Origin of the sequence: Rhodococcus sp. CX, from assembly GCF_015865005.1 — a bacterium.
GTDB lineage: Bacteria > Actinomycetota > Actinomycetes > Mycobacteriales > Mycobacteriaceae > Rhodococcus.
This window is the reverse complement of sequence record NZ_JADZGH010000042.1, coordinates 1-10,661: the sequence shown is the minus strand read 5'-3', so window position 1 is coordinate 10,661 and position 10,661 is coordinate 1. Positions and strand designations below refer to the sequence as shown.

The following is a 10,661-nucleotide window of genomic DNA, read 5'->3' as shown; positions in this document are numbered from 1 at the left end:
CCTCCCGACAGTTCGGCGGCGTACTTGTCGAGGGATCCCGCCGGTAGGTTCACGCTGCCGAGGGCCTGTTCGATCCGCTGTTTTCGCAGCGCAGCGTCGCCGATCCCGAAGGAGCGCAACGGCTCGTCGAGGATCTGCCGGATCGACCATCGGGGGTCCAGCGCGGAGTCGGGGTTCTGGTAGACGAACTGGACCTCGCGCCAGTGGTGGCGTCGCTCGCGGTGCCCGAGCCGGGCGACGTTCCGCCCGAGCACTTCGACCGTGCCGCCGGTCGGTGTTGTCAGTCCGATGATCATCTTCGCGGTGGTCGACTTGCCCGACCCGGACTCGCCGACCAGGGCGACGGTCTCGCCGCGCCGCACCGACAGGTCGACGCCGTCGACGGCCCGGTGCACGATCCGGCCCTTGACCCGGAATTCCTTGGTGATCGCGGATACCCGGACGACCTCGTCCGAATCGGTGCGGGTGGGCAGCGGCGCCGGCGGTGTGACCTCCCGGATCCGGCCGATCAATGTGCGCGTGTACTCCGACCGGGGCTCGGTGACCACCGATTCGACGTCGCCCTGCTCGACGACCCGACCGTCCCTCATCACCACGATGCGCGACGCGTGGTCGGTCGCCACGCCGATGTCGTGGGTGACGAACAGCACGGTGGTGCCGTGCTCGGCGACCAGCCGGTCCAGCACCCGCAGGACCTGGCTCTGAACCGTGACATCCAACGCGGATGTCGGTTCGTCGGCCACGAGCAGCTTCGGATTGAGGCCGAACGCGATCGCGATGAGGACCCGTTGCCGCATACCACCGGACAGTTCACCGGGATATTGACGGAGCCGTCGTTCCGGGTTGTCGATCTCGACCTGCTCCAGCAACTCGATGCTGCGGCGACGTACCTCGCTGCGGCTCAGCTTCAGATTCCGGAGTTCGAACACCTCGGCGAGCTGCGCTCCGATCGTACGCACCGGATTCAGGGACGCCCCCGGATCCTGCGGTACCAAACCGACCGTGCTGCCGCGCAACCCGCTCCACTGCCGTTCGGACAGCCCCAGGATGCCGTGTCCGTCGAGGACCGCGGTGGTCGCATGCGTGTGCGCCGACTCGGGAAGCAGACCGACCACCACGTTCGCCAAGGTCGTCTTACCCGAGCCCGATTCGCCGACAACGGCGGTGAACTGCCCCTTCTCCAGTCTCAGGCTCACGTGGTCGAGTGCGACCTTGGCGGTGTCGCCGGCACCGTAGGTGACGACGAGATCTTCGATGTCGAGTAGCGGTTCGGACATGTGGATTCTGGCTCCCGTGGTTGGATCCGTGGTCAGATTCTGTTGGCCGCGAGCAACCGCCTGCTGACCACACCGAGCGCGATGATCACCAGCAGGATCACGATGCCCGGCAGCGTTGTCAGCCACCACGCGGTGGCGATGTAGTTGCGTCCTTCGGCCACGAGCAGGCCCCACTCCGGAGTCGGCGGCGGGGCGCTGTATCCGAGATAGCCGAGCGCCGCGATCGCCAGGATGGCGGCACTCAGGTCGATGACCGCGAGCGCGACCACCGCTCCCACGGCGTTCGGCAGAATGTGCTTGCGGATCACCGCCCATCGGCTCGCCCCGGACAGGAACGCCGCTTCGACGTAGTCGAGTGCGCGCACCCGGAGCACCTCCGCCCGGAACACCCGCGCGAAGATCGCGATCGAGCCGATACCCACACCGATTCCGACGGACAGCCGTCCCGCCCCGTACGCGGTGACGATCCAGATCGACACCAGGAAGCCCGGCAGAGCCAGCAGCACGTCGCTGATGCGCATACCGACGGCGTCGACGACCGGTCCGGACACCCCGGCGAGGATCCCGATGACGCTGCCGATCACCAGGCCGACTGCGACGGCGATACCGGCCGTCAGGACGGTCTGCGATGTGCCGTGCACGACGCGGGTGAGGACGTCGCGTCCGAGGTGGTCGGTACCGAACCAGTGTTCCCAGCTCGGCGGCTGGAACTTGTCCACATGGTTGCCGGTGAGCGGGTCGAACGAGGTGAACAACCCGGGCACCAGCGTCCAGAGCACCACGACGACGAGTAACGACGCGGAGAGCAGCACCGGCAACGGAAGACCGCGCACGACGCCGAGCACCCCTGCACGGTCTTCGGAGACTTCGGGATCGACGACGATCCGCTCCGATGTCGATTCACTCATTGGAACCTGCCTAGGCGAGTGCTGAAACCCTTGCTCTGGGTCCTGGTTACTCGTGGATCGAGGATCGGATAGATCAGGTCGACGGCGAGGTTGATCGCGACGATGGCGACCGTTGTGAGCAGGACGAGTCCCTGAATGAGGGAGATATCCTGTGTTGCAACAGCGTCCATCAGAACCGAGCCGAGGCCGGCCCGCGAGAAGACGGTCTCGGTGACCACCGATCCGCCCAGGAGGGCACCGACGGTGGTTGCGGTGACGGTGAGAGCCGGTCCGGCCGCGTTCTTGAGCACGTGCTTGCGGATGACCCAGCCGGGTGTTCCTCCCTTCGCACGCGCCGTGGCGACGTGGGGAAGCCGCATGGTCGCTTCGGCATTCTTCAGCAGGACCTGCGCGATCGGCGCCGAGATCGGGACCGCGAGCACCAGCGCCGGTATGACGAACGACGCCACCGAACCGTCCGGGAAGAGCGAGAACAACCCGAGTTGCACCGAGAAGATCTGCAGGATCACCAGGCCGAGCCAGAAGGTCGGTACCGAGCTGAACAGCGGCGGGATGTTGCGCACCGCCTTGCGCAGTCGCTCGAAACGGCTGGTCGTCGCCAGCAGGACGATGCCGACCGAGATGACGATCGCGAACACGGTTGCGGTCCCGGCAAGCTTCAACGTCTCGCCGACGACGTCGGCGATGCGATCGGTGACCGCTTGCCCACTCGACAGCGAGAAGCCGAAGTTGCCGCTCGCCAGCTGCACGAGCTGCCCGAAATACTGTGCGAGCAAAGGCTTGTCGTAACCGTAGAACTGCTTGACCTGCTCGACGACTTCCGGGTTGAAGTATCCTTCCCCCTTCGCCACGAAGATCGTGGCGGGATCGGACGGGAGGATACTCACACCCCAGAACACGACGGTGTACGCGAGCAGCAGCACCAGCAGCGACTGCCCGATCCTGGAGAGCACGTATCGCGTCATCGCGCGCGCCTCGGCTTCGTCATCTATCCCTCCGCCTGCGAGGACTTCCAGGCACTCTGGAAGAGCGGCTCGGTCAGGTTCGTGAACTCGATGTGCACGTCCGGCGAGGCGGAGTGCACCTGCACCTCGTCCCACAACACCAGCGCCAGGTGCTTGTCGACGACCTGCTGCTGCACCTGCGCCAGAACGTCGTTGCGCTTCTGCGGATCGGTCGCGGACAGTTCCTGACCGGACAGCGCGATGAGCTCGTCGTCCGCGGCGAACGTCAGCGTGTTCTTGTCGCGCCCGAACAGCAATGCAAGGCCCACGTTGTAGTACGTCCTGGTCCCCAGGAGCGGCTTGCTCGGGTCGGCGACGGCGATGTTGTAGGCGGTGGTGTCGCCTGCGTTGTTGACGAGCTTGATACCGAGGTCGCGCCACTGCGACTCGATGAACTCGAATGCCGGCTTGATCACCACGCTCTGCACCGACGCGGACACACTCAGCTCGAGCGGCCTGCCGTCCTTCTCGCGGATGCCGTCGGGCCCGACCTTCCAGCCGGCCTCGTCGAGCAGCCGTGCAGCCTCGTCGGGGTTGTACTCGATCTTGTCGCCGAGGTCGACGAACGCGGGATCGTCGTGGTTCAGAACCGAATCCGCTGCCCGGTAGCTGTCGGACAGAACGGTGGCCACGAGGGCGTCGCGGTCGATGCCCAGTTGGAGGGCCCGGCGCACGCGCACATCGCTCACGTCCTCGTTGCCGATGCGGACAGCGGCGATGTTGGAGGTCAGCAATGGGGCCGAAACGGGAATGACCTGCTTACCCGCGGCGGCGAGCCCCGCTTCGTCGGTCGGCTGGATTCCGCGCGCGACGTCGACCTGTCCGGACTGCACCGCCCCGGCACGCAGTCCCGGCTCGCCGATCGCACGGATCTCGATCTTGTCGAGGTACGCCGGCCCCTGGTTCGGGGACACTGCGGGCGGCCACGCATAGTCGTCGCGCCGGGTCAGCACGACCTTCTGGTCGGGCACGTGGGATTCGTAGACGAAAGCGCCCGAACCGACGACGTTCTCGATCTTGGCCTGGCCCTCGTAGTCGAGCGCGAGCGTCGACGCCGCACGGATTCCGGCGCGGTGACCGGCCACGACCCGGTAGAAGTTCGTGTTGGGTGCGGACAGGTACACGGTCACCGTGTTACCGGAAACCTCGGAGCGGTCGTAGCCGACGAAGTCCGTGAACGCGGGAATCTTCTTGTCGGGGTCGCCCTTTCCGACCTGATCGAGGTTCGCCTTGACTATGTCGGCCGTCAGCGGAGTTCCGTCGCTGAAGGTCACACCGTCCCGGATCGTAAATGTGTACACGGTGGCGTCCTCGTTCCGGGAGAAACTCTCGGCCAGCCATGGTGTGATCTCACCGTTCCTCGGATCGGTGTAGACCAGACGGTCCACGATCTGCAGGAACAGGTTGCCGGTCGAGTAGAAGCCACTGAGGGCGTCCGTCACGTACATGACGTCGGAGTAGACGACCGTTCCGCCCTGCTGCGGTTCACCGGACGGTCCCGTCGAGGCCGACTGTCCACCTTGCGAGCATCCTGCCAGTACGCCCGCCGCAATCAGGCCGGCGACCAGCTTCTTTACGCGTGACATGAATTCCTCACTGTGTTGCTGACTTTCGAAATCGGCGCCAGCCGATCCGTGCGAGACTCGACGGCCGTCCGCATTCCCGACAGACGGTAGGGCCCTTGGTCCCGGGCCTCAATGAATTACTTCGCCCTGGCCGAAACTCTCCACCGAAAGCGACGTGGAGCGCTCAGGCGAACGCGGCGCGCAGCGCCGCACCCTCGTAGGCGCGCTTGTAGATGCCCTTCTCCTGCAGCAACGGCACCACGTGTTCGACGAAGTCCACGAGACCCGACGGCGTGATCGCCGGGTTGATGTTGAAACCGTCCGCCGCGCCGGTGGTGAACCACTCCTCGATCCGATCGGCCACGAACTCCGGGGATCCCACGAATCGCAGGTGGCTGTTGCCCGCGTCGGTCACTCGCAGAACATGACGGAGGGTGACCTGGGGCCCGGTCACGAACCGCCGGATCGACTCGTGCGAACTGATGCTCCCCTCGACCTCGGACAGATCCGGAAGCCGATCGACCGGGAACGGCGAGTCGAGTTCGATTCCGCCGAGGTCGATGCCCAGGCGCTGTTCGAGGGCCGCGATTCCGCGCTCCGGTGGATTGAGCGAACTGATCTCCTCGTGCAGTCGCTCGGCCTCCCGCTGCGTACTGCCGACGATCGGGATGAGACCGGGCAGGACCCTCACCGGCGGCCTCGACGAGGTTCCACCGCGCTGAAGAGCGTGGAGTGAACTGCGGAAGTCCCGTGCCTGCCGGATGTCCTGCGCGACCGAGTAGACGGCGTCGGCATACTTGGCGGCCAGCTGTCTGCCCCGGTCCGAGGCACCGGACTGGAACAACAGCGGGCGACCGTGTGGTGAACGCGGCGTGTCCAGCGGGCCTTTCACGGCGAAATGCGTGCCGCGATGGTCGATGGGCACCACCGACGCCGTGTTCACCTGTACGCCTGCGGCCTTGTCGAGGACGATCGCGTCGTCGCCCCAGCTGTCCCACAGCCGGAGCAGGACGTCGATGTACTCGTCGGCCTGTTCGTACCGATCCGCGTGGGGTGGCAGCGCATCGAATCCGAAGTTCCGTCCCGCCGATTCCGATCCGGTGGTGACGATGTTGACTCCCGCTCGCCCGCCACTGAGATGGTCGAGCGTGGCGATCTGCCGGGCGATGTTGTACGGGTGTGTGAACGTCGACGACACGGTGGCGATGAGACCGATGTGCGATGTCGACGGTGCGAGCGCGGACAACAGCGAGACCGGTTCGAGGGGTGAGAAGAGATAGGCCCAGTCGTTGTCCGGGACCGCCGGGGTGTTCGCAACGAACAATCCGTCGAACAGTCCCCGCTCGGACAGTGCCGCGTACTCACGGTAGTAGTCGAGGTCGAGAGCCCCCTCGGGCTTCGCCGACGGGTGCCGCCAGCCGCCCTGCGTGAATCCGATCGCACGAATCACCGAATTCAGAATCAATGTGGACATGATCGGTCCAGCACCTTCCTCGGGGTCGCAGTCGCGGGGCCGCAACGGCACCCGTGATCGAGGCTAGGTCGAGCGCCGAGGTTCACCGAGAGTTCCGATCACCCTGAATCAGGATGGGAGATGGACTTTTCCGCGCATCGACACGTATCCGAACCAGACTGAGCACAACCCTGTCGGGGAACCCGCGGACGCGAGATTCTGTCGTCTGCGCTCACCTTGCGCGCAGCCTCCTTTCGTTTCTTCGCTCGTCCGAGACGAAGCGCCAACCGCCTCTTCACAGGAAACCGATGACCACATACATCTCCGGGAAAGACCTACTCGAGCTCGTGTCCGATCGCGCCCCGGCCGTCGCCGTACTGGACGTGCGCACTCCGTTGGAACGCAGCAAGGGCCATATCGCGGTCAGCGCGTCTCTGCCGTTCCACGAGATCGAGCAGCGCATCGTCGATCTGGTTCCCGGCACTGCCACCACCGTGGTACTGGCCGGCGAGCCGGATACCGACGGACCCGCTGCCGACCTGCTCGAATCTCTCGGCTACAGCGACGTCCGGGTGCTCGAGGACGGTCTCACCGGATGGACGAACGCCGGTGGTCGCCTCTACACGGGCACGAACGTGCGCAGCAAGACCCTGGGCGAGTGGATCGAACACGAGTTCTCCACTCCCACCGTCGACAGCACGACCGTGCAGGGCTGGATCGAGCAGGGCGACGACGTCGTCATTCTCGACAGCCGACCGACGACCGAGTACCTGCACCACCACATTCCGGGTGGATACGACACCGGCGGCGGAGCCGAGATCGCTTATCGTGCAGGCAGTGTCGTGAAAAGTCCCGACACCAAGGTCGTCATCAACTGCGCGGGGCGCACGCGCGGCATCGTGGGCGCCCAGTCCCTGATCAACACGGGCATCGCCAACCAGGTCTTCTCCCTCTACAACGGCACCCCCGCGTGGGAGCAGTCCGGGCGTTCTCTCGCCTTCGGTGACGAGCAGGCACTTCCGGCACCGCAGGACGTCTCGGACGAGCTCGCCGCATGGGTGCGTGCCACCTTCGACAAGGCCGGTGTGCAGGTCCTCTCTCCCGACGCCGTCCAGGAACGCCTGGCCGATGCGTCCACGACCACCTATGTCTTCGACGTTCGCACGCCCGCAGAGTTCGCGGCCGGCCATTTCGAGGTCAGCGTGTCCGCGCCGGGCGGACAGCTGGTGCAGCAGGTCGACAACCACATCGCCGTCCCGAACGCCCACGTCGTCCTCGTCGACGATCAGGACTTCGTGCGGGCCGCGAGCACCGTTCAGTGGCTGCGATACCTGCACACCGGCCCCTTGTCGGTTGTCGCGTACACCGAGGACGCGGTACTCGATCATCCGCGTCGTGCGCTCCCTCTTCCGGACGCGCAGCACGTGGACCGGTCCGAGCTCGAGCAGTGGCGAACCGACGGCACCGACCATCTTGTCGTGGACCTGCGGCCCTCCGCCGACTATGCCGCCGGACACATCCCGGGCTCGGTACACGCCCGCCGCGAGCAACTCACCCAGATCGCCGAGAAGGCACCGGACGCGACACTCGTGCTCGTCGGGAACGACCGGTACTCGCCGGAACACGTCGTCTCCGAAGTGCCGGCGTCCGTAGTAGTCCTGGCCGGCGGAATCGACGCCGCGGAAACACTCACCACCGATGATCCGCACTACGCCGGTGATATCGCCGACCGCACCGGACCGCCCCCGTTCGGTCCCGAGCGGGACCGCTGGTACGCAGAGTATTTCGAGTGGGAACTCGCGCTTCTGGAGACGACCAGCGGCGATCCGCACTTCGCCTTCGCGGAGATCGCGTCGTGACCGCAGCACAGGCGGACTCCCTCGTGGCCGCAAGCGCAACGGTGACGGGAGCGACCGGCGAAGAAGCATCCGTCCGGTTCCTCGAGGAACTCCGGGCACGCGTCGCAACCTTCCGCGACGAGGCACCGTCGCGGGACAGGGAACGTCGCTACCCGTTCGACGAGGTCGAGCAACTGCGCAACATCAAGTTCTGGGCGTTGAACGTGCCCGTCGAGTTCGGCGGGCTGGGGCTCGACCGCCGGACCCTGATCCAGGCGATCATCGCGGTGTCCTCCGTGGACGGAAGCCTCGGCCAGCTTCCGCAGAACCATTTCGCGACCGTCGAACGGCTGTTGCTGTCCGGATCACCCGAGCAACGGGAGTTCTACCTGCGCGAACTCGGCAGCGGGGCGATCTTCGGAAACGCGACCGCAGAACCGGGTGAGCGCCGGCCGGGTGAAGCGCACACCACGGTCGTCGAGCGCGACGGCAGGCTGTACCTGTCCGGACGGAAGGTCTACGCGACCGGCTCGCTCTTCGGCGACTTCATCGCGGTCCAGGCACGCAACGAGGCAGGCGGGCAGGAGACGGTCGTGGTGCGGCCCGACGACCAGGGCGTCGTCATCCACGACGACTGGGACAGCTTCGGTCAGAGGACGACCGGTTCGGGCTCCGCGGAGTTCGACGATGTCGAGGTGCAGCCGATCCAGCTCCTCTCCCGCTCCTCGGATCCGGCGACAACCTATCGCATCTCGGCGCTCTCCCAGCTGATCCACGCGGCGATCGACACCGGTCTCGCGGAGGGCGCGCTGTACGAGGCGCTGGCACTCGCTCGGCGGGTCCACGGCGGACGCGGAAGCGGTGCCGCCGAATTCCGCGACGACGTGCTGGGCGTCGCGCACCTCGGCGAACTGCGGATCGCAACGACCGCCGCGCGACGGCTCGTCGAATCCGCGGCACGGCGGCTGGACTCCCTCGGTCCCGACACCGCGCTGAGCGCCGTCATCGACGTGTTCTACGAAGTGGTCCAGGCGAAGGTGCTCAGCACCCGCACCGCACTGAGCGTGACGACCGACCTGTTCGACATCGGTGGCTCGAGTTCGACCAAGCCGGCGTTCGGCCTGGACCGTTACTGGCGCGATGCCCGCACCCACACCCTGCACGATGCGGTCCGCTGGAAGCCGTATTCGCTCGGCAAGTGGCTGATCGACGAGGAAGTCGCCGACGCCTGGAGCCTCGCGCGGCCGTTGCTCCCGCTCGCGGACCTCGAGAACGCCGCGGACGATCCGGTCGCCTTCTACGGGAGCGCTCGGTGACCGAACGCAGGCTGCATCTCAACATCAACGTCAACAACAGCGGCCGGCACCCGGCCTCGTGGCGCGTACAGAACGATCCGCTCTCGTTCCTCGATCTGGGCTACTACGAGGAGATCGGGCGGCTCGCGGAACGCGGCCGCCTCGACGCCGTGTTCTTCTCCGACGGCTTCGACTACTCCGCGCCGAACATCACGCGACCGTGGCAGGCGCTCGACCCGATCGTTCCGCTCACCGCGGTCGCGCGGGCGACCGAGCACGTCGGCCTGGTCGCGACCGTGTCGTCGAGTTTCGATCACCCGTACAACATCGCACGCAAGATCGCCTCCCTCGACTACGCGTCCGGTGGGCGTGTGGCATGGAATGTCGTCGCGACCCGCGCGCTCGCCTCCGCGAGGCTGTTCGGACTCGACGCCGTGCCCGACCACGACGTCCGCTACGGTCGCGCCGAGGAATCGGTCCGAGTCGTCAAGGCGCTGTGGAACTCCTGGGAGCGTGATGCACTGGTCGCCGATCAGAGTTCCGGGAAGTTCGCCGACGTGGCGCGCATTCACCCGATCGATTTCGAGGGCGAGCACTTCCGGGTTCGCGGGGCACTCAACGTTCCGCGCTCACCGCAGGGCCGTCCCGTCCTCCTTCAGGCAGGCGGTTCGCCGCAGGGCATCGAACTCGCGGCCCGGCACGCGGACGCGGTCTTCACCGTCAATCACACGCTGGCCGCAGCGCAGGACTTCTATCGGACGGTCAAGTCGAAGGCTGCCGGTCACGGGCGTTCACCGGACGAGATCCTCATCCTCCCCGGCCTGTTCCCCGTTCTGGGCAGCACCGAGAAGGAGGCGCGCGAGCGGAAGGACCGGCTCGACGAGATCGCCGGATTCGAGGAGGAACTCGAATCTCTCAGCAGGACACTCGGTCTGGACCCGGGCGACCTCGCACTCGATGCTGCGTTGCCGTGGGACAAGATCGAGGACTTTTCGGCTCGGGCCGGGGTGAGTCAGGGCTTCGCGAACGCGATCCTCGATCTCGCGCGGCGGGAAGACCTGACGGTCCGGGAACTGCTCGCGCGCAATCCGAACGGCCATCGGGTCGTCGTCGGAACACCCGAGCAAGTCGCGGATTCCATCGAGGAGTGGTTCCGCGGGCGCGGCGCCGACGGTTTCAACCTCAACGCCGACTACTTCCCGAGCGGTCTCGAGCTGATCGTCGACCAGCTGGTTCCGGAGCTGCAGCGTCGCGGCATCTTCCGGCGGGAATACGAGTCGACGACACTGCGCGGCAACCTCGGCCTGCCGATCCCGTGGGG

8 protein-coding genes are annotated in these 10,661 nt (G+C 66.3%); 3 read left to right on the top strand and 5 right to left on the bottom strand.

Annotated features, from left to right (window positions below; translation table 11 throughout):
* The 5 genes from I0Q12_RS04370 to I0Q12_RS04350 form a co-directional block, all read right to left on the bottom strand.
* Window positions 1-1,277: ABC transporter ATP-binding protein (locus tag I0Q12_RS04370; RefSeq protein WP_197250782.1), on the bottom strand; the 1,277-nt coding region annotated here is incomplete at its 3' end.
* 32 nt (window positions 1,278-1,309) lie between these two features.
* A complete protein-coding gene (locus tag I0Q12_RS04365; RefSeq protein ID WP_197250765.1) occupies window positions 1,310-2,185 on the bottom strand; it encodes an ABC transporter permease in 876 nt (291 codons plus the stop codon).
* The gene (locus tag I0Q12_RS04360) at window positions 2,182-3,150 is read right to left on the bottom strand and encodes an ABC transporter permease (protein WP_197250764.1); all 969 of its coding nucleotides are present in this window, start codon (window positions 3,148-3,150) and stop codon (window positions 2,182-2,184) included. The genes I0Q12_RS04365 and I0Q12_RS04360 overlap by 4 nt, the downstream gene beginning before the upstream one ends.
* A 23-nt stretch (window positions 3,151-3,173) precedes the next feature.
* Entirely contained in the window at window positions 3,174-4,775 is a 1,602-nt protein-coding gene (locus I0Q12_RS04355; RefSeq protein ID WP_197250763.1) for an ABC transporter substrate-binding protein, read from the bottom strand.
* Between the two features lie 163 nt (window positions 4,776-4,938).
* The gene (locus I0Q12_RS04350) at window positions 4,939-6,228 is read right to left on the bottom strand and encodes an LLM class flavin-dependent oxidoreductase (protein ID WP_197250762.1); all 1,290 of its coding nucleotides are present in this window, start codon (window positions 6,226-6,228) and stop codon (window positions 4,939-4,941) included.
* Between the two features lie 287 nt (window positions 6,229-6,515).
* Here I0Q12_RS04350 and I0Q12_RS04345 point away from each other — a divergent pair, with 287 nt between their 5' ends.
* The 3 genes from I0Q12_RS04345 to I0Q12_RS04335 all read left to right on the top strand — a co-directional run.
* A complete protein-coding gene (locus I0Q12_RS04345; RefSeq protein ID WP_197250761.1) occupies window positions 6,516-8,066 on the top strand; it encodes a rhodanese-like domain-containing protein in 1,551 nt (516 codons plus the stop codon).
* Complete coding sequence (locus I0Q12_RS04340) at window positions 8,063-9,361, top strand: acyl-CoA dehydrogenase family protein (protein ID WP_197250760.1); 1,299 nt, start codon at window positions 8,063-8,065, stop codon at window positions 9,359-9,361. The genes I0Q12_RS04345 and I0Q12_RS04340 overlap by 4 nt, the downstream gene beginning before the upstream one ends.
* The coding region (locus I0Q12_RS04335; RefSeq protein ID WP_197250759.1) for an LLM class flavin-dependent oxidoreductase at window positions 9,358-10,661 on the top strand (1,304 nt) is incomplete at its 3' end. The genes I0Q12_RS04340 and I0Q12_RS04335, both read left to right, overlap by 4 nt.